Origin of the sequence: Mycolicibacterium rhodesiae, assembly GCF_002086695.1 — a bacterium.
In the GTDB taxonomy this organism is placed as follows: Bacteria; Actinomycetota; Actinomycetes; order Mycobacteriales; family Mycobacteriaceae; genus Mycobacterium; species Mycobacterium rhodesiae.
This window is the reverse complement of record NZ_MVIH01000003.1, coordinates 249461-271293: the sequence shown is the minus strand read 5'-3', so window position 1 is coordinate 271293 and position 21833 is coordinate 249461. Positions and strand designations below refer to the sequence as shown.

The 21833-nt window shown below is 64.9% G+C and carries 18 protein-coding genes; 8 read left to right on the top strand and 10 right to left on the bottom strand.

Features of this window, described 5'->3' with window-relative positions:
- The first annotated feature begins 22 nt into the window (after positions 1-22).
- The 5 genes from BST42_RS08530 to BST42_RS08510 all read left to right on the top strand — a co-directional run bounded on the left by BST42_RS08530 (position 23) and on the right by BST42_RS08510 (position 5290).
- Positions 23-2017 carry a prolyl oligopeptidase family serine peptidase gene (locus BST42_RS08530; protein WP_083118141.1) on the top strand — a complete coding sequence of 665 codons (1995 nt, stop codon included), beginning with the start codon at positions 23-25 and terminating at the stop codon, positions 2015-2017.
- A gap of 70 nt (positions 2018-2087) precedes the next feature.
- Positions 2088-2405: a DUF2563 family protein gene (locus BST42_RS08525; protein WP_083118140.1), complete on the top strand. Its 318-nt coding sequence runs from the start codon at positions 2088-2090 to the stop codon at positions 2403-2405.
- Positions 2384-3886 (top strand): putative alpha/beta hydrolase, encoded by a 1503-nt coding sequence (locus BST42_RS08520; protein WP_083118139.1) that lies wholly within the window; start codon positions 2384-2386, stop codon positions 3884-3886. Before BST42_RS08525 ends, BST42_RS08520 begins: the two co-directional genes overlap by 22 nt.
- Before the next feature lie 28 nt (positions 3887-3914).
- Positions 3915-4583 (top strand): hypothetical protein, encoded by a 669-nt coding sequence (locus tag BST42_RS08515; protein ID WP_133057434.1) that lies wholly within the window; start codon positions 3915-3917, stop codon positions 4581-4583.
- Positions 4580-5290: a hypothetical protein gene (locus BST42_RS08510; protein ID WP_083118137.1), complete on the top strand. Its 711-nt coding sequence runs from the start codon at positions 4580-4582 to the stop codon at positions 5288-5290. Before BST42_RS08515 ends, BST42_RS08510 begins: the two co-directional genes overlap by 4 nt.
- Here BST42_RS08510 and BST42_RS08505 read toward each other — a convergent pair.
- Genes BST42_RS08505 through BST42_RS08485 form a run of 5 tightly spaced genes read right to left on the bottom strand, consistent with a single transcriptional unit; the run spans position 5287 to position 8540 of the window.
- Positions 5287-6126, bottom strand: a complete 840-nt coding sequence (locus BST42_RS08505) for a hypothetical protein (RefSeq protein ID WP_083118136.1) — start codon at positions 6124-6126, stop codon at positions 5287-5289. The two genes, BST42_RS08510 and BST42_RS08505, sit on opposite strands and share 4 nt — an antisense overlap.
- Positions 6127-6154: 28 nt before the next feature.
- Positions 6155-7012, bottom strand: a complete 858-nt coding sequence (gene ppk2, locus BST42_RS08500; RefSeq protein WP_083118135.1) for a polyphosphate kinase 2 — start codon at positions 7010-7012, stop codon at positions 6155-6157.
- Between the two features lie 9 nt (positions 7013-7021).
- Positions 7022-7549, bottom strand: a complete 528-nt coding sequence (locus BST42_RS08495; RefSeq protein ID WP_083118134.1) for a phosphatase PAP2 family protein — start codon at positions 7547-7549, stop codon at positions 7022-7024.
- 44 nt (positions 7550-7593) lie between these two features.
- A complete protein-coding gene (locus tag BST42_RS08490) occupies positions 7594-8118 on the bottom strand; it encodes a mycothiol transferase (protein ID WP_083118133.1) in 525 nt (174 codons plus the stop codon).
- Positions 8119-8129: 11 nt separating this feature from the next.
- The gene (locus BST42_RS08485; protein ID WP_083118132.1) at positions 8130-8540 is read right to left on the bottom strand and encodes a VOC family protein; all 411 of its coding nucleotides are present in this window, start codon (positions 8538-8540) and stop codon (positions 8130-8132) included.
- Between the two features lie 41 nt (positions 8541-8581).
- On the opposite strand from BST42_RS08485, the gene BST42_RS08480 reads away from it, so the two are divergent.
- Together BST42_RS08480 and BST42_RS08475 are read left to right on the top strand one after the other, a co-directional pair.
- Positions 8582-10306, top strand: a complete 1725-nt coding sequence (locus tag BST42_RS08480) for an N-acyl-D-amino-acid deacylase family protein (protein WP_083118131.1) — start codon at positions 8582-8584, stop codon at positions 10304-10306.
- On the top strand, positions 10303-10866 hold the full coding sequence (locus BST42_RS08475; protein ID WP_083118130.1) for a carboxymuconolactone decarboxylase family protein: 564 nt from the start codon (positions 10303-10305) through the stop codon (positions 10864-10866). The genes BST42_RS08480 and BST42_RS08475 overlap by 4 nt, the downstream gene beginning before the upstream one ends.
- On the opposite strand, the gene BST42_RS08470 is transcribed toward BST42_RS08475, so the two are convergent.
- Positions 10859-12433, bottom strand: a complete 1575-nt coding sequence (locus BST42_RS08470) for a hypothetical protein (protein WP_133057433.1) — start codon at positions 12431-12433, stop codon at positions 10859-10861. The two genes, BST42_RS08475 and BST42_RS08470, sit on opposite strands and share 8 nt — an antisense overlap.
- Before the next feature lie 463 nt (positions 12434-12896).
- The gene (locus BST42_RS08465) at positions 12897-13721 is read right to left on the bottom strand and encodes an SDR family NAD(P)-dependent oxidoreductase (RefSeq protein ID WP_083118128.1); all 825 of its coding nucleotides are present in this window, start codon (positions 13719-13721) and stop codon (positions 12897-12899) included.
- A gap of 64 nt (positions 13722-13785) precedes the next feature.
- Here BST42_RS08465 and BST42_RS08460 point away from each other — a divergent pair, with 64 nt between their 5' ends.
- The gene (locus tag BST42_RS08460) at positions 13786-14154 is read left to right on the top strand and encodes a hypothetical protein (RefSeq protein WP_083118127.1); all 369 of its coding nucleotides are present in this window, start codon (positions 13786-13788) and stop codon (positions 14152-14154) included.
- Positions 14155-14224: 70 nt separating this feature from the next.
- On the opposite strand, the gene BST42_RS08455 is transcribed toward BST42_RS08460, so the two are convergent.
- The 3 genes from BST42_RS08455 to BST42_RS08445 all read right to left on the bottom strand — a co-directional run bounded on the left by BST42_RS08455 (position 14225) and on the right by BST42_RS08445 (position 21778).
- Positions 14225-15058: a DUF559 domain-containing protein gene (locus BST42_RS08455; protein WP_083118126.1), complete on the bottom strand. Its 834-nt coding sequence runs from the start codon at positions 15056-15058 to the stop codon at positions 14225-14227.
- Positions 15059-15203: 145 nt separating this feature from the next.
- The gene (gene groL / locus BST42_RS08450; RefSeq protein ID WP_083118125.1) at positions 15204-16829 is read right to left on the bottom strand and encodes a chaperonin GroEL; all 1626 of its coding nucleotides are present in this window, start codon (positions 16827-16829) and stop codon (positions 15204-15206) included.
- A 224-nt stretch (positions 16830-17053) separates the two neighbouring features.
- Complete coding sequence (locus tag BST42_RS08445; protein WP_165760811.1) at positions 17054-21778, bottom strand: cadherin-like domain-containing protein; 4725 nt, start codon at positions 21776-21778, stop codon at positions 17054-17056.
- Positions 21779-21833: the final 55 nt, after the last annotated feature.

Below are 21833 nucleotides of genomic sequence, written 5' to 3'. Positions count from 1 at the left end.
CCCCGCCCGCAGAATAGAGGGCATGGCCGAAGACGACCCTTACCTCTGGCTCGAAGAAGTTGCTGGTGACGAGCAGCTCGCCTGGGTGCGTAAGCACAACGATCCGACTGTCGCCGAATTCAGCGACGAAAGGTTCGAGCAGATGCGCGCCGAGGCGCTGGAGGTTCTCGACACCGACGCGCGGATTCCGTATGTGCGCCGGCGCGGCGAGTATCTCTACAACTTCTGGCGCGACGCGGCCAACCCGAGGGGGTTGTGGCAGCGAACCACGCTGGAGAGCTACCTCACCGAGGACCCCGACTGGGATGTGGTCATCGACGTCGACGCTCTCGCCGCCGCCGACGGCGAGAAGTGGGTGTGGGCGGGCGCCGATGTCATCGAGCCGGACTACACACGGGCGCTGGTCAGCCTGTCACCAGGCGGCTCGGATGCGGCGATCGTGCGCGAATTCGACATGATCACACGAGAATTCGTCGCTGACGGGTTCGAACTCCCGGAAGCGAAGTCGCAGGTGTCGTGGGAAGACCACGACACGGTCTTGGTGGGAACCGACTTCGGACCCGACTCGATGACGGAGTCCGGTTATCCGCGGGTGGTCAAGCGGTGGCGACGCGGGCAGCCGCTGACCGAGGCGGAGACAGTCTTCACCGGACCGGTCACCGACGTGATCGTCGGAGCATCGGTGGACCGCACACCCGGCTACGAGCGCACGATGCTGCACCGCGCGATCGACTTCTTCAACGACGAGGTTTACGAGCTGCGCGCCGGCGAGCTGATCCGCATCGACGCCCCGACCGATGCCAGCGTGTCGGTGCACCGCGACTGGCTACTGATCGAACTGCGCAGCGACTGGGAGACCGGCACCGCGTCATATCGCGCCGGGTCGCTCCTGGCTGCCGACTACGACGAATTTCTCTCGGGGACAGCCGAATTAGCGGTGGTCTTCGAACCTGACGAGCATTCCAGTCTGCACCAATACTCGTGGACGCTCGATCGCCTGCTGCTGGTGAGTCTGGTCGACGTCGCCAGTCGGGTCGAGATCGTGACACCGGGTTCCTGGACCCGTGAACCCGTCGCGGGCGTCGGGGACAACACCATCATCGTTGCCACCGATCCAGACGGTGACGAAATCTTCTTGGATAGCAGCGATTTCATCACGCCGTCACGACTGCTGCATGGAAGGGCGGGCGGCGAGCTCACGGAGATCAAGCGGGCGCCATCGTTCTTCGACGCCGCCGACCTGGAGGTGTCCCAGCACTTCGCCACCTCCGACGACGGCACGGCCATCCCCTACTTCGTCGTCGGTCACAAGCACGATGGGGCGCCGGGCCCGACGCTGCTGGGTGGTTACGGCGGATTCGAGGTGTCACGGACTCCGGGGTACGACGGGGTGCTGGGCCGGCTGTGGCTATCGCGGGGCGGGACCTACGTGTTGGCGAATATCCGCGGCGGCGGAGAGTACGGACCGGGCTGGCACACCCAGGCCATGCGGGATGGTCGGCACAAGGTGGCGGAGGACTTCGCCGCGGTCGCAGGCGATCTCGTCAACCGAGGTATCACCACCGTCGAGCAGTTGGGCGCACAGGGCGGCAGCAACGGCGGCCTGCTGATGGGCATCATGCTGACCAAGTACCCGCATCTTTTCGGCGCGCTGGTGTGCCAGGTGCCGCTGCTGGACATGAAACGGTTCCATCTGCTTCTGGCCGGCGCGTCGTGGGTGGCCGAGTACGGCGACCCGGACGAGCCCGAGGACTGGGCGTTCATCTCGGAGTACTCGCCCTACCAGAACATTTCGCCCGACAAACGGTATCCCCCGGTGCTGATCACCACGTCGACGCGTGACGATCGGGTGCACCCCGGCCATGCCCGCAAGATGACGGCGGCGCTGGAGGCGGCCGGGCATCCGGTCTGGTACTACGAGAACATCGAGGGCGGTCACGCCGGGGCGGCCGACAACGCGCAGACGGCGTTCAAGTCTGCCCTGAGCTACTCGTTCCTGCACCGGATGCTGGGCTGATCGGGTGAGTTGACCAGGGCGGACGACGTAGTACCCTCTAGCTAACAGCTAACTCGCTTGGGGGTGTTTCATGCAGGTCGACCTCGGTGAAATGCGGTCGGGCGCAAACCGCTCGTACAACGCCGCTGATCGAGCTCAAGAAGGTGCCAGTGCGCTTTCTCGCACGGCAGTCGCGCCAGGGATTTTTGGCGCATTCGAGACCGCGGAAGCGTTTCACTCTTCACTGAGCCAGAAGCACACCCACCATGTGACTCGCATGGCGGACCACTCTGTTGGGCTCGGAGCGCTCGGCGATAAGGCCCACCGCGCTGCCTCTGGGTTCAGCGATATGGAGGAGCTCAACACCGAAGCAGTGCGTGAGGTGCTGTGGCCGAGTACCCAAGCCTGAGATACATCAGCATTGCGGAACTCATCGCTGGCGCAGGTGGGGATCCCTGGCGCACTGACGCGACGCTTGCAAGCGGCGAGCCGAAGCAGATAGCAGATCTCGCGACCGCCTTCTACAAAGCGGGTGTGTGCATGACCGAGACATCAGAAGCATTCACAGATGCGCGCATCAGGTTCGAATCGTCTTGGAACCGAGAGAACGGCAACCACCCGATAAACGACTCCGCAGAGGTCCAGCAGAGGACGTTGGCACTTCATCTCGACAAGCAACAGCTCACCAAAATCGGAGTCGATTTGGAGAAAGTCGCCGCTTCGCTCGCAGAGGCACAACGTTCGTCACGAAACGCGATTGCGGCACTGGATTCCAGCCTCAAAGAGATCGATGACGCCATCGACAGGGCACTTAAACAAGGCGCCAAGCTGACTGAGGCCGACCTCGAGCCGTTGGAAAACATTGCCGTCCTAGACACCAGGGAAGCGCTCGCGCAGATCGAGACAAGCCGCGATTCGTACAGCGGCGAACTGACCCGCGCGATGGCAGAGATGGAGTCTGAGGGATACACACCTGATGTCATTGATGGAGTTGATGGTGACGGGGCGAACGCCGCAGGAGACGCCCAGTCGACGGCCAACACGTACGGCGAAGGCCAACGAGCTCAGGATGAAGCTCTACTGGACTCTGCTGGCCCGATGACGCCTGAGAAAGCAGAAGCAGCTGCACGCCTACGTGACTACGCCACAATCACCGAACCTGGAGCTAGTCCCGATGCTGTGCGGCTGGCTGGTGAACGGCTTGATGACTACGTTAAGAGCACCCGTTCGGGGCCTTGGGCGCCCGACCCGATCTTGGGAGTTCCACCATCGCGACGTGCTCTTGTGCGAAGGGAATGGCAAAAGCAGCTCGAACAGGGACAACCTTGGATGCCCCCCATGACACCCGACGAGGCAACGCGGTGGATGGACCAGCAAGAGGCCGAGGCGCGGCTGGCCACCATGAATTCGACGCAGAAGGCTCTTGAAGATTCCGGAATGCCCACGGAGAGAGCAAAATCCGTCGTCTCCGCCCTGGCCTCTGGGCTAACTTGGCAGGATCTGCAGCAATACGCCAATGTGACCGGCGATGCCGCGACAGACATCGACGGTCGGGCTCCGGTCGGGCGCCACGCTCTCGATGGTTTCAACCCTGACACGATCCGAGCGATCGGCAACGTTGGCAAGGGCCTCAAAGGAGCAGGCTCGCTGCTGGAAATCGGTTTGGCGATTGACGCTTGGCGGCACGGTGCACCCGCCGACGAGACGTTTGCAGGACTTGGAGGAAGCTTGCTCGGTGGCGCTGGCGGAGGTGCAGCACTCGGCTTCCTCGGCGGGTGGGCCCTCGGTCCTGGCGGCGCCTTCGTCGGCACAATGGTGGGGGGCTTGGCGGGGGGAACTTGGGGAGAACAAACGAGCCGTTGGGTCGTCCGGGAGATGAAGCATGGTTGAGTCGGGTCAGGGACTCTACCCGTCAGCGATGTCGGCTCTGGCACTATCACATTGGAGCCAGGCCTTCTTTGTGTCTGGTCTCGCCGTGGGTTTCTTGGCGGTTGCCAGTGCTGCTTTGCCGATCAGCATCAAGCGGAAGCGCTGGACATTCTGGACGTGCTGGATCGCAGCGGCCATCTTGCTGGCGCTAAGCGGCGTAGGACGCGGCATCGCGGAAGCTGGGATTGCCGCTCTAGTAGCTGTCGTGGGCGGCGGTTTGTTTGCCTTTTACTTCACACCTTTTATTAAAATCGGCGGTCGAGTTCGCACGTTCTGGATCAGCGACGCTCGCGAGGACCCGGACACCCCGCCTTCTCCGCCAGACAGTTACTTAGAGCGCGTCACAGCTCCCAGCATGTGGTGGAACTTAGCCCTAGTTGGCGTCATCACAGGCGGGTTCGCTTTGTCGATGGGATGGCTTGCCCCAGTTGGCATCATGGGCGGTGCGCTCCTCGCTGCTCCGCTCGCCTTAATCGGTTACCTAGACAGAAAGGACCGGTATCCAGTAGCTCGAGGGCGCTATGTCCCATTTGCCATCGTGGTCCTGTCATCAATACCGACGCTGCTGTGGCCGACGCTGGTGTACTTCGTCGCCTACTACATGACCACGCCGACGCCGCGTGAGGAACTCACGCACGAACCCTTCCGCCGACCATGACTCTTGAAACCTGGTCGCACTGGCTGTTTATCGGCGGCGCAGCACTGCTCATCTGCGCCTGGCTCGGCACCGCGTTCGTCAAAGACCGTCAATACGAGCGTTGGCTGTACTGGTTCGGCTCATTGCTCGGCGGCGCCTTCATCTCCCTGAGCTTGGCAGGCCGGGGATGGAAGGTTGTGGTGGCCGCGGCAGTCTGCATCGCTTTTGTCGCTGTGCTGCAGGCCTATTTCAAGACCCCCTACATCAGGATTCGAGGACGCAACCATGCCTTCTCGATGCAGGACAGCGCGCCTGATCCAACCGACGCCATCGACGATGATCAGCCATCGATGCCACCACGCGACAGCTACCCCGGTCGCGTCACCGCGTCCAAGACGTGGTGGTTGTTCGTCGCATGCGTCGGGTTGTTCGGCTTCGGTGGCGCCCTGACGGAGTGGAATGCAAAGACCCTCCCCGCAGCATTAATAGTTTGTCTGGGAGCCCTCGTGTCGGGTATCGACGATGCGACACGCAAACTCCCGAAGGCGCGCGGGCAGAACACCCAGGCCATCATTGCTGCGGCACTGTCGGTTTCGATGGCGTTCCTGCCGCCGATCCTCTATCTCATCGGCTATCGAATCGGCACGATCCGACCGATGGGCTACGGCCTACGAGACCCGGTCGCCCGGCACTACGCCCGTGAAGACGACGAAGAGTCGTCCGCCTAGTTCGTCCTGGCCAGACTCACCAGCAGCGACACGATGACCCCGATGATCACCAGCCCGCCCCCGGCAATCAGAGTGATGTTCAACCACTGATGCATGCTGTCCTGCGCGGTGCCGACCATCACCTCGGCGATCCGCCGGATATCCCCGGACGAATTGTTCAACACCGCATCCAGGCGTCGGCGGCCGAATTCGATTGCCGCCCAACCAGCCGCGCCCACCAGCAGAGCCGACACGCCCAGTCCTATGAGCATCTTGCCCCGACTGCGTGCCACGAAAAGGGTCAGCAGGGCGAACAGCCCGGCCACCACCGCGGCGCCCACACTGACCCACGGGCCGAACGTCGCAACCGGACGTAACGCGCCGGGCCGCAATGCCGCAGGAGCGTTGTCGGTCAACGGGATTGGTATCGACGACGGCAACGTGACGTTGTAGTCGCTGAGCGTCTCTTTGAACGCGGCGTCCGAGAGCATCGGCGCTGCATCGATCACCCACCGGCCTTGCGAATCGACACTCGAGCGCACCCGGTCGGTGAACAACCAGCGGTGTGCGAAGCGATTCGCCTGCGCGAACTGTCCCGGGAACGTCGAACTCGCGGTGTAGGCGGCCGCGACCAGACTTACGGTTCCAGTGTTCACGCTGGTACCCAGCCGACCCACCTGCGAGGTCAACTCCGAGGCCATTGCCGACTGCAGCCCGGGATCGGCCGCGGCCTTCTGCGCCAGTGCCGCGTAGCCGTCCTCGTCGACCAGGTGTTGCTGCACCCAGGCCGCCGGCAGCGCGACCGCCAACAAGAGCGTCGTGACGAGCCACATCAGTAGCGTCGTCGCGAACCGCACGCGTCCTCCTCTGCGGGGACGCGACGCCTCAGTCGGAGTGAGTTGCGCGGCCCACGATCAACGGGTCGGGCTGGCCGACCACCTCATGGTCTTTGTTGTCGTAGTTGAACTTACTCAGCACGTGGCGCATCGCGTTGATCCGCGCGCGTTTCTTGTCGTTGCTTTTGATGACCGTCCACGGCGCGATCTCGGTGTCCGTCCAGGCGAACATGTCTTCCTTGGCGGAGGTGTAGTCGTGCCACTTGTCCAGCGACGCCAGGTCCGTCGGGGACAGTTTCCACTGCCGCACGGGGTCGACCTGGCGAATGGTGAACCGGGTGCGCTGCTCGCTCGAGGACACCGAGAACCACAGCTTGGTCAGGCTGATGCCGTCGTTGACCAGCATCTGCTCGAACAACGGCGCCTGCCGGATGAACTCGGCGTGCTGCTTGGGCGTGCAGTACCCCATCACCCGCTCCACCCCGGCGCGGTTGTACCAGGACCGGTCGAACATCACGATTTCACCTGCCGCAGGCAGGTGGTTGACGTAGCGCTGGAAGTACCACTGAGTGCGTTCCTTCTCGGTGGGCTTCTCCAGCGCCACCACCCGCGCGCCCCTCGGGTTGAGATGCTCCATGAAGCGTTTGATGGTGCCGCCCTTGCCGGCCGCGTCGCGCCCTTCGAACACCAGGACGTGCCGCAGGCCGTGCGTCTGGCTCCACTTCTGCAGCTTCAGCAGCTCGATCTGCAGCAGCCGCTTCTGCTCCTCGTACTCGTTGCGCGACATCCGATGGTCGTACGGGTAGTTCTCCCGCCAGGTGTCGACGGCCAAGCCGGCGGCGTCGAGCAGCACCGGGTCGTCGTCGTCGTCATCGAAAACCGTGTAGCCGTGGCTGTCTAGTGACACGCGCGGAAATTAGCAGCGTGAAGGAAACCGAGGGTGACGCTGCGGTGAACGACCGGTCCCGCCGAGGATCGCGGCGGCCAGGCAGACAATCGCGCTGCCCAGCAGCAGCCCGCCGACGGCGTCGGTGAAGTAGTGATAGGTCACGGCCTGACCTAGCATCCCGAGCAGCACCCAGACGGTGGCGACCACCCCGACGTACAACCGCGCACCCACCACCAGAAGCAGCATGCCGATCACCACCCCCATCAGCGTAGTGTGGCCGCTGGGGTAGGCGACCGCGCCACCCTTCTGCCGGCCGAACATCTCCTTGAACAGGCGCGAAAGGATCACGGCAGCAACAGGACTCACTGCGACCGCGACGACCAGCGGCCAGCGCCGCCGATAGGCGGCCAGCGCCAGGACGCCGACCAGGATCACCGCCATCGTGCGCTGATCGGTGAAGAACAGCAGGCGTCCCAACCCGCTGCCGTTGGCGAGCTGGAACCAATCGTCGAGCGCGGTCGAGCCCTTCCCCACCGCCCAACCGAGCAGCATCATCGCAACCAACCCGACCGGCGGCCACCAGCGGACCGCGGAGGTGGTCAGCGAGCGATGCCCCGTACGTACGCGGCCTGACCAAGGTGCTGGGCGCAGTCGTCGATGATGCTGACCAACCGCATGCTTGCCGTCACCGGCGGATTCCAATTCTCGTCGACCACGCGCGCGAGTTCCTCGGTGGTGACACTGGCGACATACTCCAGGGTGACTTTGTGCACGGCGTGGTAGTAGCCGGCCAGCAGGTCGGCGGGCGCCCGAACCTTGCCGACCTCTTCAGGGGTGTGGCCGTAACCGTGGGCGTCGCGGGGCAGGTCCAGATCAAAGCGGTCCACCCACCCGCCGCTGAACCACACCTGCTCGGTCCCGGCGATATCGGCGAGTTGCGCATCCTGAATCCGAGCGCTGTGCCACACCAGCCACGCGATGCTGTTGGCCGTCGCGGTCGGCCGGAAGAACGAGAGCTCCTCGGTCAGATCGTCGGTGATTTCCTGGACGTGCTCGATGATGCGGGTGAACGAATCCCGCAGGAGTTCGCGGGCGGCGTCTGCGTCGGACAATGAGTCGGCCATAACGTCAGACGCTACGCGGAGTTCGTCGGGGTCTGGGCTTCAGGCTGGGCGCCGTGGAAGACCGCTTCGACGTTGTTGCCCTCCGGGTCGCGGACGAAGGCGCCGTAATAGCCCGGGTGGTATTCGGGCCACAGTCGCGGCTCGTGCAGCGGCTCGACACCGAGCGCCAGGGCGGTATGGAAGAACGCCTGTACCGATTCGGCGTCCTTGGCCGCGAACGCGATGTGCACCTCCCGGTTCGGTCCGTCGGCGTCGCCGGCCGATGCATCGGCGATCCAGAACGTCGGCTTGCCGTCGGTGCCATAACCGATGGCTTCACCGAAGTCCATCACCCGGTGGTAGCCCAAGACGTGCAGGACCTTGTCGTAGAACTCCTGGGATTCGGCGTACTTGTCACAGTTGATTCCGAAGTGATCGATCACACCTCCATCGTGACAGGGGGTGGCGACGTAATGTCGTCGGTATGAGCTATGACCTGGTCATCCGCAACGGAACGATCGTCGACGGGCTGGGCGGCGAGCCCTACCCCGGTGATGTCGCGGTGTCCGACGGCGTCATCGCCGCGGTGGGCACCGTCACCGAAAAAGGTGGGCGGGAGATCGACGCCACCGGCCTTCTCGTCACCCCCGGCTTCGTCGACCTGCACACCCATTACGACGGGCAGGCGATCTGGTCGGATCGGATGACGCCGTCGTCGGCTCACGGAGTGACCACGGCAGTCATGGGCAATTGCGGCGTCGGCTTCGCACCGTGCCGCCCGGAGGACCACGACACGCTCGTCGACGTCATGGCCGGTGTCGAGGACATCCCCGGCGTCGTGATGGTCGACGGATTGCCGTGGACCTGGGAGACGTTCCCCGAATTCCTTGACGCGCTGGATTCGCGACAGCGCGACATCGACGTCGCGGCGTTCCTGCCGCACTCCCCGCTGCGGGTGTACGTGATGGGTGAGCGCGGCGTCAACCGCGAGCTGCCCACTCCCGAGGATCTGGCATTGATGCGCAAGCTGGCCGAGGAAGCGATCCGCGCCGGTGCGCTGGGCTTTGCCTCGTCCCGGCTCACCCTGCATAAAACCTCAGGCGGACAACCGATTCCGAGTTATGAGGCGCAGTACGAGGAGATCGAGGCGATCGCTCGGGGTGTCGACGACGCCGGCGGCGGACTGCTGCAGTTCGTGCCGGATCTGATGGCCGGTGACTACGAGGGTGCGCTGAGCGCGGTGTTCGACGTCGCCTCCGACGTGGGGCTGCCGGTGACGTTCACGCTGGCGATCGGCAACGCGGGACCGCCGATTCACCTCGACGCACTGCGGATGGTCGAGAAGGCCAACGCCAACGGCGGCGACGTCACGGGGCAGATCTTCCCGCGACCGATCGGCCTGGTTCTCGGCCTGGACCTGTCCGGCAACCCGTTCGTCATGTACCCGGCATACCGGGAGATCGCCGACTTGCCGCTGGCCGAGCGGGTCGCCGAGATGCGCAAACCCGAAGTGCGTGAACGTATTTTGAAGGACCAGCCCGCCAGCGACGGGCACCCGCTGATGTTCGCCGCACAGGCCTGGAACTACATGTTCCCGCTCGGCGACCCGCCGAATTACGAACCGTCGCCTGAGGATTCGATCGGCGCGCGGGCCGCCGCGCGCGGCGTCAGCCCGCTCGAGGAGGCCTACGACCGGCTGCTCGACGATGACGGTCACGCCATGCTGCTGGTGACGCTGGCCAACTTCCGGGACAACTCGTTGGACACGGTGGCCGAACTCATCCAGCGCGACGACGTGGTTCTGGGCTTGGGCGATGGCGGCGCGCATTACGGAATGATCTGCGACGCAAGCTTTCCCACCTACATGCTGACGCACTGGGTGCGGGACAGGCCGTCTGGCCGGCTGTCGGTGCAACGGGTGGTCCAGGAGCTGACCTCGGTGCCCGCCCGCATCGCCGGGCTGGCCGACCGCGGCCGGCTCGCGGTGGGCTACAAAGCCGACGTCAATGTGATCGATGCCGATGCGCTGCGGCTCCACCAGCCGACCGTCAAGGCCGACCTGCCCGCGGGCGGGCGGCGGCTCGACCAGACCGCCGACGGCTATGTCGCAACGATCGTCGCCGGTGAGGTCATCTCGGAGAACGGAGTGCCGACGTCGGCGCTGCCGGGCAAGCTGATCCGCGGACGGCAACCGGCGCCTTCCCTGTGAGCCGGGTGGCGCCGCTGGCACAGCCGTGGAGTGACGCCGACGCCGCCGACATAGGCAGCTGGGGACACCCCGATCGCACCTATGAGCCGTTGCTGCTGGTGCGGTGTCTGCAGCGCCACCCCGACATGGCCCGCAAGCTACGCAAGATGGGCGAGTCTCTTTACGTCGACACCCGGCTGCCACCGCGCGTCCGCACGATCGCGATCCTGCGCATCTGCGGGCTGGTGCGCTGTGCCTACGAGTGGGGCGGGCAGGCCGCGTTCTGGGGACCGATCGCCGGGGTGTCCGGTGCGGAGGCCGATGCACTGGCGGTCGGTTCTGCTGACGACGCGCGGTGGACTGCTGCGGAGCGGGTGCTCATCGAGGCCGTCGACGAGTTGGAGCGCACCGGCTCATGGTCGGCGTCCACCTGGGCCGCGCTGGGTGACAGCTTCGACGACGAGCAGCGGATGGAGCTGTTGATCGCCGTCGGCTGGTACCGGACCGTGTGCACGTTGTGCAACGGTCTCGCCCTGCCGGTCGAAGGCTGGATGCGGCCGTGGCCGTCAGCAGTTACCTGATCGCGCTCGTCTTCACGACCGTCACCCGATAGGGAAACGACAGCGAGAGCAACGGCGAGGATCCGTTGTTGGTGTCGTAGATCTTCGTGCCGTCGGGCGTGATCAGCGCGCTGTTCACAGTGCCGCCAACGCTGACCGGGACGCTTGAGCCGGCGGCAGTCACGGCATCAAGCGCGAAGATCTGGATATGGGAGCCGACGGCGGTGAGTTGATACACCCGCGAGCCTCCGGGGCTCGCCAAGAGCGCGATCGGCGGAGAGAAGAGTGGCCGAGACGTACCGGTGGTGACGCCGTCGCTGTCGACCACACTGACCTCAGTTCCGGTAGGCGTCGACCCGCCAAACCCCGCGGACACGTACACACTGTTGCCGCCGGGTGCCGACACCAGTGTGCCGTAGCCGGTCACCAGCGGCGTTCCGACGACCGTGCCGTCGGAGGTATCCACGACGGTGATGACCATCGAGTCGTAGGTCTGGGTGATCCCGGAGGCGACGAACAGGTGGCTGTCCGCCGGGTCGGGAACCTGTACCGCCATGAAGCGAGTGTCGTTGCCGGGCAGAGCGATTGGGGCACCGACGAGGTTGCCGGTACTGCTGTCGATGATGGTCAGGACGGTCGAGCTGGTCTTGGTGTTCTGGTCGTAGGCCCCGGTGATTTGATTGAGCCGCGCGCCGCCGTCGCTGAATATCGGAATCCCGGCTGCGGTGCTATTGGTGAAACCCTCGATGACCGTGGGTGTTCCGATCACGGATCCGCTGGCGAGGTCGACGAGTGTGACGACGACGGTGTTGTCGGGAAAGTTGCCACGGTCGGTCGTCACAACAGCTCGGGTGCCGTCTGGGCTCGCCACGACGCCGCCGTTCGGGGAGCCGTCAACAGCGATCGGCGGAGCTACGAGCGACATGTCCGAGGTGTCGATCACGGCAACCTCGTCGGTGGTAGTCAGACAGAGCCGAGTGGCGTCGAGGTTGCGCACCATCGACCCCCGAATCCAGCCCTGCACACTCACTGGGTCGCCCACGGTAGCGACCTTTTTGGTGTCGATGGCGCTCACCGCGGTGGTGAAGACGCTCCCGACACTGATGGTGGTCGCCTGGTAGGCGTAGTGGCCGTCGGCGCTGAGCACCACGCTGCCGGCCGACCAGCCGTCCAGCCGGATCGGTTTCCCGACGACGTTGCCGCTCGCGGTGTCGATCACCGTCACATACGTCGTGTTCACCCCGCCCGCCACCGACGAGCTCTGGTAGGCGCGGGTACCGTCCGCGCTGATCACTGGGGCCCCGATGGGGACGCCGCGGACGTTGACGGGCACTCCCACGACCGTGTTCGTCGCCGTGTTGATCACGGTCAGCGTGGAGTACGTCGGGGGAACGTAGAAGATGCCCCCGAGGGGATTCGGCGGCACGGTGAGCTCGAACAGCAGATTGCCGGTGGGGCTCAACACCGCGCTGGACGGTGTCCCGGCCAGCCGGATCACCGTGGCCCCCGGCGTTCCCGGCGGATCGACGATGTTGAGCAGGTCGCGTACCGGGGTGTTGTTGATCAACGGCACCAACACGTTGAACAATCGCGGGAGGATCGCCCCGAGCGGCGGTGGCGCTGGAAGCGCAGACGCCGAGGGCTGCACTGCCGCTCGGCTGGCGGTTGCGGTGCGGACACGCGGCGAATGCCCAACGGAGGCAACCGTTATCGCGATATCCGCCTTCGATGCGCGCGCCGAGACGGGGGTACGCGCAGCACTGGGGGACGCGACAGACGGGTGCGTGCCGCGCAGATGCGGAGTGCCGGCAGTAGCGCGCGGCTTCGCGGGACCAGAGGCGGGCGAGGACTCGGTGGTGTCAGCATGGGCAAACGCCGCGCCACCGGTCACCGCTGCGCCCACGCCGAAGGACATCACGCCTGCGGCCAACCACAGACGTCGCTGATGACACTTCATGGCACTCCCCCAACACTCACCGACACCCCCGAAGGAGCATTCAAACTGTAGTCGCCACGAGTGCCCGGCGGACTCAGTAGTTAACTACTGAACGTCAGTGTCGGCTTGTGTCGCGCTTGAGCGCGGGATGGCTCTTGGACAGCAGGGGCAGCAGCACGCGATGCGGAAGTGCCTGGAAGATCCGGGTACTGATCACGTTCTGAATACCTGCGATCACGTCGCCGCGGTCGCCTGCCAGCGCGTCGATGCCGATCTTCGCGACGGTCCGCGACGGCATCCACATGAATTTCGGAAACGCGGAGGCGAATTCGCGTTCGTCCATTCCGGCGGCGGCGAGGAACTCGGTGCGCACCGGCCCGGGGTGCAGGACCGCTGCGGTCACCCCGGTGCCGGCGAGCTCGCCGCGCAGCCCGGCGGTGAAGCTGCGGACGAATGCTTTGGTGGCGGCGTAGCCGGCCTGGCCGGGGAACGGCTGGAAGCCCGCGGTCGATCCGACGTTGAGGATCGCGCCCCGACCGCGCGGCACCATCTGCTGGACAGCGCGTGAGGTGAGGTCGATGACCGCTTCGACGTTGACGCGCACCTGAGCGATCTCGTCGGCGACCGGTGCGGTGGCGACCGATCCGACCACACCGATGCCTGCGTTGTTGATCAGGATGTCGACGGTGAGGCCGCGTCGCTCGACCTCGTCGAACAGGGCGGCACGGGCGTCAGCGTCGGCGACGTCGCAGGCGATGACCTCGACGCGGACTTGGTCGCCGAGTTCGGCAGCGAGCTCTCTGAGCTTGTCCTCGCGGCGGGCGACGAGAGTGACCCCGTGCCCGCGGGCGGCGAGTTCGCGGGCGAGATCTGCGCCGATGCCCGACGAGGCCCCGGTGACGACGGCAGTGGACGTGGGAGACGGCGTAGGCAGCGGCATTTGGTTGGCAACCCTAGGGCACAGCGGCGGTATTCCCTAGATGGCTTGGGGTTATCGTCGGCCCATGAGCGTCAAGGTGGATCTCGATCAGCTCGCCGGCACGCTGGCCGATTATCCGTTCGGCTATCTGATCACCGTGAGCGACGAGCACCGCGCGCACACGGTCGCGGTAGACCCTCGGCTCGTCGGCGGCGTACTCGACGTCGGCTCGGTGGGCAACAGCACCCGCCGCAACACGCTCGCGCACCCCGACGTCACGATGGTCTGGCCGCCGCGTGAGCCCGGTGGGTACAGCTTGATCGTCGACGGCCGCGGCGAGCTGACCGACGACCGACTGCATGTCATCCCGCAGCGAGCGGTGCTGCACCGGCCTGCCGTCCCGGGTGTGGCCACGGCATCTGGCTGCGGCGACGACTGCGTTCCGCTGGGGTGACCCTCGCCTCGACTGTGGGCCCTATGCACGCAAATCGCCGAAAAACCGTGTACAAGGCCCACACTCGGCGCTAAATCGCGCATCCCGCCGCGCGCAATTTCGTTGCCACCCGTTCGACGATGACATTCGGTCGCTTCATCATTTCGGCGCTGATTCGCACGACCACCCAACCCGCAGCTTCCAATTGCGCAATCCGCTCCAGGTCCCACGCCCGCTGCCGGCCATCAGTCCAATGTTGAACACCGTCGTATTCGACGGCGACCTTCCATTCCCGCCAGCCCATGTCCACGCGAATATGTAGATCTCGGAATTCGATCTGTGTCTCCGGCCGCGGCAGGCCGGCCTGGACCAGCAGCAGTCGCAACCTGCTCTCTTGCGGCGATTCGGCGGCGCCGTCCACCAACGGCAGTGTCGAGCGCAGTCGGGACACGCCTCTGGCGCGAGGGTGCCTTTCGGCAATCGCCTCCACCGCGGCGTGCTTCAGCCCAGTAGCGTTCATCAGTGCGTCGAGGACGGGAATGGTCTGGACTAACTGACCGCGACGGCCGATATCGAAGGCGGTGCGCGCCGCCGTCGTCACCGGCATGCTTGCGGTCAGGCACGTCTCGTCGGACTCGAGGTCCCACGTGTGCACGACGATGCCGCGGGCGGCATGCCGGTCGGCACGAATGATTTCCTCTGGGGCCAAGGGATCTATCCACTTCGTGCCGAATGCAGCTGCAGCCGACAGCCCGCACAACGTAGCCCCGGTAGCCAGATGTGCAGCCCGCGCTCGCAATTGAGCGGTCAGTTCGACGTCGCGGGGTAGGTAGACATCGCGGTAGACCGCTTTGTATCCACGCGCCAGCGCACGTCTGGTGATCTCACCGCGGCGCACCGCAGCACTTCCGACAAATGGTTGCACCTCGACACGATCACTGCCTCCCTCTCGACTGTGGGTGCTGTGCACGCGATTTCGTTAAATTCTGTGCATAAAGCCCACACTGGGGACAGACAAACGAAAAAGCCCCGGCTCGCCAAGCGGGCCGGGGCTTTTCTCGTACTGGGACTTAGAAGTCCATACCGCCCATGCCACCGGTCGGGTCGCCCGCAGGTGCGGCGGCCTTCTCCGGCTTGTCGGCGACGACGGCCTCGGTGGTGAGGAACAGCGCCGCAATGGACGCCGCGTTCTGCAGCGCCGAGCGGGTGACCTTCACCGGGTCGGCGACGCCGGCCTTGAGCAGGTCCTCGTACTCACCGGACGCGGCATTGAGGCCGGTCCCCTGAGGCGAGTTGGTGACCTTCTCGGCGACAACGCCGGGCTCCAGGCCCGCGTTGAAGGCGATCTGCTTCAGCGGAGCCGACAGCGCGACGCGCACGATGTTGGCACCGGTGGCCTCGTCACCGGAGAGCGACAGCTCGTCCAGAGCCGGAGCCGACTGCAGCAGAGCCACGCCGCCACCGGCGACGATGCCCTCTTCGACAGCAGCCTTGGCGTTGCGCACGGCATCTTCGATGCGGTGCTTGCGCTCCTTGAGCTCCACCTCGGTGGCAGCGCCGGCCTTGATCACCGCAACACCGCCGGCCAGCTTGGCCAGGCGCTCCTGCAGCTTCTCGCGGTCGTAGTCGGAGTCGCTGTTCTCGATCTCGGCACGGATCTGAGCCACCCGGCCGGCGATGGCGTCGGAATCACCGGCACCCTCGACGATCGTGGTCTCGTCCTTGGTGACGACGATCTTGCGGGCCTGACCCAGCAGCGAGACATCGGCGGTCTCGAGCGAGAGGCCGACCTCCTCGCTGACAACCTGGCCACCGGTCAGGATCGCGATGTCCTGCAGCATGGCCTTGCGGCGGTCACCGAAGCCCGGGGCCTTGACGGCGACGGACTTGAAGGTGCCACGGATCTTGTTGACCACCAGGGTCGACAGGGCTTCGCCCTCGACGTCCTCGGCGATGATCAGCAGCGGCTTGCCCGACTGAATGACCTTCTCCAGCAAGGGAAGCAGGTCCTTGACGGTCGAGACCTTCGACGACACCAGCAGGATGTACGGATCCTCGAGGACCGCTTCCTGGCGCTCGGCGTCGGTCACGAAGTAGCCCGAGATGTAGCCCTTGTCGAAGCGCATACCCTCGGTGAGCTCCAGCTGCAGGCCGAAGGTGTTCGACTCCTCGACGGTGATGACACCCTCGTTGCCGACCTTGTCCATGGCCTCGGCGATCAGGTCACCGATGGTCTGGTCGCCCGCGGAGATCCCGGCGGTGGCTGCGATCTGATCCTTGGTCTCGACCTCCTTGGCGCTCTTGAGGAGCGTCTCGGTGATCTTCTCGACGGCCTTCTCGATGCCGCGCTTCAGGCCGAGCGGGTTGGCGCCGGCAGCGACGTTGCGCAGGCCTTCGCGAACCAGAGCCTGAGCCAGGACGGTGGCGGTGGTGGTGCCGTCGCCCGCGACGTCGTCGGTCTTCTTGGCGACCTCTTTGACCAGTTCAGCGCCGATCTTCTCGTACGGGTCCTCGAGCTCGATCTCCTTGGCGATGGACACACCATCGTTGGTGATCGTGGGGGCGCCCCACTTCTTCTCCAGGACGACGTTGCGACCCTTGGGGCCCAGCGTCACCTTTACCGCGTCGGCGAGGGCGTTCAGGCCCCGCTCGAGGCCGCGGCGGGCCTCTTCGTCGTAAGCAATGATCTTGGACATTGCGAAGTGAATCCTCCGGTTGGGGGTTACACGTCTCTTGGCCGGACGCAGTGCCCGCGACGGACGACCGTAGGTGTGTACGACTTCGGTCTCACCGTCCCGACCTAGCACTCACTGGTCGTGAGTGCCAACCACCTTTTTAGCACTCGCCCCAGTCGAGTGCAAGGAATCTGTTTACGCCGTCAGCGTGCTGCTCTGGTCGGTCACCGGCCCGTTATCGAGCGTCAGTCCGGGATGCCGACACTGGGCACTGATCCGACCTCCGGCCCCTCAGCGAGGAACATCGCCGAATTCAAGAATGCTTCGGGGTCTTTGATGTCTTCGAGGTGCAAACCGACAGTTTTGACGACTTTGAGAGCCAGCTTCACCTTTTTGCCCCCCTCCACCGCGGTAAAGACACCGGTCTCAGGATCAACGACCATCGAACCGAAAATGGACGCGAGGTTTCCACCGATTTCGAGACCGTTGTGAATGCTCTGATAATAGTCAAGAATCTGCCCAACACCCTCGGTGTATTGCTTCTCCTCCTCAGGCTTCAAAGCGTCACTGGGCAATTCGTTGTCGAAGATGAATCCGCCCACGTCACCCGGGTCGCGCTGGTAGAACCAATCTTCGGGGAAGGTGCCGGGCACGACCTCGATGGCTTCATAGTCGACGAAGGCCTGCTTCACGACACCGGTGCCGCCGTCGACTCTGGCCTGATTCGCGCTGTCGGATTTGACGTAGATGAAGTCACCTTTTTCCATCTTGCGGTAGCCGATCACATAGGCCTCGTAATACTTCATACCGGGCACGTGCAGAAGACTGACGACATACACCTCGGCGTTGATCGGAGTGCCGTCGGCGGTCTGGGTGAGGTCGGGATGCCCTGTGTAGGAGATCTTGACTTCGGAGTAGTCCCAATCCCACTCACCTTTGCCGCTGCAGGGGTTGCATTCTGCGAAATCCCGGCCGTCGGTCAGAATGTCGTGGATGGTGGTCCACTCCAACGCGGGCTCGCCGAACCAGGAGCTGACGACGCCGTCCTGACCCAGCAGAGAGTCGGGGTCGTTGCTGAATGTCGTACCTGCGCCGTTGAAAGTGTGCAGCGGGTATAGCTGTGACGTCGACGGCGTCACGGGGTAATTGGTTGGCAGCAGGGGCACGTTGAACGGGATGGTGTAGACCTGACCCGCACTGTTGGTGGCGGTGAACGACCCGATGACGTTGTACACCTTGCCCGATTCCTGGGCATACGCACGCGCGGCCTCGCTGGGCGTGAACGTGAACGTTCCGTCAGACCCCACCACGAGGCTTCCCAGCGCGGTCGTGGTCGAACCGGACCAGGTGACGCCCTCGCCGAGCTTGGAGCCCGCGGTCACTTGCCCGGTGACGACACCCGTAGCGTTGTTCACGGTCTTGGCAACGGTCGTCGCCGGCACGACAGTGTTGGGAACCGCTGGCAGTGAGACCAAGTGGGTATTCCCGAAGGTGCCCTCTCCAGTGATCGACGCGGCGAACGCGTACAAACCGTGGTATGTAGCAGCAAGCTGGATCGCGAGTCCGCTGACCGTCGGTCCCGTAGTGGCTCCAGCGGAGGTGACAGTGACGATGGTCGTGCCGAAGCTGCCGTCGTCGCCTTTTTGGAGCACGCCGACGTAGGCGGTGCCGTCAGGGCCGAACGTGATCCCGCCCGAACTGACACCGTTGACCGGAGAACTGATGACGGTCGCCCCGTCGGGAGTGTAGGTGAGGATCTGCACGGGATGGGAGTCGGTGGCGGAGCCCGCCGGAACGAACACGGCGGTGCCGTCCGGTCCGAGCGCCAACGTTCCTATGCCAGAAGTGCTGTCGGACTTGGCCAGCGGGTCGCTGCTCGCGCCGGTGGCCAGGTTTTTGATGACATAGCTCGAGCCGGTGTCGACCGCCGCGAACGGTGTCCCTTCCGGCCCGAACACCAGCGGTGACGCACCGATTCCGCCGATCTCGATATCGGAGGTTGCGCCGCCGGTGGTTACGACGGTGACGTGGCCGGCGGTGGGTGCGTAACCCTTTCCGTCCGGCCCCAGCACGAACTGAGTGGCATCGATCGACAGGGTGGTGTGGGCCCCGCCTGGACTGATCGCCAGGACCTGGCCCAACGAGATCATCTGGAAGGCCCCGCCGTCGGGTGCGACCAACAACGGTGTCTCCAGCGGAACGGGGATGTCGATAGTGTTCCCGCCGATTCGGGTGATGTGGCTGGCGATGATGTCGCCTTCTGTGGAGGACGAAGTTGTGACCAGGTACGCGGAACCGTCGGCACCAACGACTAAGGGCGGGACCTCCCGTGCGGGAGCGCCCACGATATTGCGATAGAAGGTGGTGGTGTGACCCGACAGCTTCATCACCATCGTCGACTCGTCGTTCTCGAGGAACGCCGCATACGCGGTGCCGTCGGGAGCGACCGCCATCGGGCTGGCCAGAAAGTTGTTCGACACCACATCCGACAGATAGGCCGAGCCGTGGGCCGGGATAACCATGATCCCCGCTGCGTAGGAATAGCCGGCCGTGTTCAACTTCGCTCCGCCAAAAGCCACGTATCCATTGCCTTGGGCATCCGTGACGACATTGCCTGTGGGGAGCCCGTACACGGTGCCCCCGGGCACTGTGGGGAGGGTTTGAATACTGACCGTGCCGCCAGGGTCGACCCGCAGGACGACCATCGTCCTGGCAGTCACCGGCGTGCCGTCAGCCACGATCCCGGTATCGACCGCCGTCGTCACGATCTGGTAGGCGGTGCCGTCGGCCGCGACGACGGGCGCGCTCTTGGCCAAACCGGTGATTTCGGTAGTGGAGATGGTGCCGTTGGGTCGCACCACCGATACAAGCGTGCGATAGGAGCTGTCGTCGAACTCGTCCTCGCCGACCTGACTCAAGGTCGTGATGATGACATCCCCGCCCGGCCTGGCGAACAGGCCAGATGTGCGAGATCCCGGGAGCGCCACCACCGTGGTGGAGCCGTTGTTGCCGATGATCGCGACGCTGCCGGTCCCGCCGCCGAGGTCAGAGAGCAGTTGATAGACCGTACCGTCTCGTGTGGTCACCGGCGCGCCAAGCGGTAGCCCGCCGACCGGAACGCCGGTCAGCGGCGGTGCGTCGACCGGTGCCACGGTGACCCTGACCGTGCCGCTGGCCGTGCCGCCGTGGCCATCACTGACGGTGTAGGTGAAGCTGTCGGCGCCGTGGTAATCGGTGTTCGGGGTGTACGTGACACCGCTATCGCTATGAGTGACGCTGCCGTGCAACGGAGTTGCCGCGTCAGTGACGACCAGCGCGTCACTGTCAGCGTCCGAATCGTTGGCCAGAACAGAGATTGACACCGGGACGTTTTCGTTGGTGGTCGCGGAATCGTCATTGGCCACCGGTGCGTGGTTGACCGGCGCTGACGGCGCCACCGTCACACTGACGTCGGTCGTGGTCGTACCGCCGTGCCCGTCAGCGACGGTGACCGCGAACGAGTCTGTCGTCGACCCACCACTAGATGCCGCGTGCCGCGCGTCGTCAGTTGGCTTGTAGGTGAAAGCGCCTGTGCTGCTGTCGAAATCGAACTGCTGCGCATGACCGGGTTGCGTCGACACCGTGTACGTCAGCGTGTCCTGATCGGCATCCGTAGCGTGAACCGCACCGGTTACGAGCCCCGTGACGGCATCCGGACTGCCGGAATCAACCGAGATCCCGCTTGGTGCGGAGTTCTTCGCACTGACAATCACGGACACCGGCACCGCCAGTGTGCCACCGTTGCCGTCGCTGACGGTCACCGTGAAGCCGTCACGCACCACACCCGCCGCATTGGCCGACGCATCGTGGCGCGCCTCGGTTGTCGGTGTGTACGTGAAGCTTCCGTCCTCATTGACGACCACGGCGCCCTTGCCCGGTGACGTGCCTCGCGCGTATTTGAGCGTGTCACCGTCTGGGTCCGTGGCCGTGACGGTCCCGGTCACCTTGCCGTCGCCATCCGGATCGTGCACGTCGGCAACACCATTGACCGGCGCGTGATTGACCGGTCCCACTGGCGCAGCCACTGTGACCTTGACCGTCGCCATGGCCGGACCGCTCAGGCCGAGCAGCCCCGCCAAGCCATGAGTGGCACCGTCGTCGATCTTGATCGTGAAGCTGTCCGTGCCGCCGGTGGCGACGATCTCGTCACCTGGTTTGTAGGTAAAGCTGCCGTCCGAATCCACCGAAACGTCGCCCTTGGTCGCCGGCTTGGACACCGAATAACTCAGCGGGTCGCCGTCGAAGTCCGTGGCGTTCACATTGCCGCGAATCGTGCCGTCGGGATCCGGCTCGAGCAGGGTGGGGTGGGCGGCGGGCCGTTGGTTGTTGACTGTGCGCTGGAATCCGCGCACGGCGAGCCAGAGGCCTTCAAAGAATGGCGGTACCGGCACATCGGGCACCGGCAGGGAAGGTGCAAGACCGCGCAATCCAACCCAGGTGAGCGCGTCGGTGACGATGCTCTTGAGCGTGATCGGAGGGGACGCAGGTCCGCCGGGATCACTGGGCCGCGCCGCCGCGGAGACGCTGACGGTCACCGACGACAACGACCCCTCAGCGCCCCCATCGGTGTCGTCCGAGACGGCCGGACGAATGTCTTGAACCTGCTTCGGCGACGCGGTCTCGGACTTCGGTGACACGCTGGATGCGGCACGGGGTGTGCTGGTGTGACGCTCCGACTGCTGCACCGCGCTGCCGGACTTCGAGGCACCGCGACTCGGCTTGTGAAGGTGCACCCCTTGTCGACCGCTGTTCCCCGTGCCGCTTCCAGTGCGGCCACTCGATGCTCCCCCGTCGGCGCTCGAGCCCGCGTCAGGCCCCGTGGCATTGGCGACGCCACAGGCAAGCGGAGCGCCGAGGCCGAAACCGACGCCCAACGCCACGGCCAGCGCACCGATCCGGCCGATCGACTTCTCGAACCGAGGCTGCGCCACTGTCGGCTTCCGCCTCGTTGGATCGTTGAATGAGCTCATGCCCTGGCCCCCGCCC

What these genes read in the sequence shown, in the direction of transcription:
- BST42_RS08530 (WP_083118141.1), top strand. Translation starts at nt 23, where the DNA reads ATGGCCGAAGACGACCCTTACCTCTGGCTCGAAGAAGTTGCTGGTGAC.
- BST42_RS08525 (WP_083118140.1), top strand. Translation starts at nt 2,088, where the DNA reads ATGCAGGTCGACCTCGGTGAAATGCGGTCGGGCGCAAACCGCTCGTAC.
- BST42_RS08515 (WP_133057434.1), top strand. Translation starts at nt 3,915, where the DNA reads ATGTCGGCTCTGGCACTATCACATTGGAGCCAGGCCTTCTTTGTGTCT.
- BST42_RS08510 (WP_083118137.1), top strand. Translation starts at nt 4,580, where the DNA reads ATGACTCTTGAAACCTGGTCGCACTGGCTGTTTATCGGCGGCGCAGCA.
- BST42_RS08495 (WP_083118134.1), bottom strand. Translation starts at nt 7,549, where the DNA reads ATGATGCTGCTCGGTTGGGCGGTGGGGAAGGGCTCGACCGCGCTCGAC.
- BST42_RS08490 (WP_083118133.1), bottom strand. Translation starts at nt 8,118, where the DNA reads ATGGCCGACTCATTGTCCGACGCAGACGCCGCCCGCGAACTCCTGCGG.
- BST42_RS08480 (WP_083118131.1), top strand. Translation starts at nt 8,582, where the DNA reads ATGAGCTATGACCTGGTCATCCGCAACGGAACGATCGTCGACGGGCTG.
- BST42_RS08465 (WP_083118128.1), bottom strand. Translation starts at nt 13,721, where the DNA reads ATGCCGCTGCCTACGCCGTCTCCCACGTCCACTGCCGTCGTCACCGGG.
- BST42_RS08460 (WP_083118127.1), top strand. Translation starts at nt 13,786, where the DNA reads ATGAGCGTCAAGGTGGATCTCGATCAGCTCGCCGGCACGCTGGCCGAT.
- groL (WP_083118125.1), bottom strand. Translation starts at nt 16,829, where the DNA reads ATGTCCAAGATCATTGCTTACGACGAAGAGGCCCGCCGCGGCCTCGAG.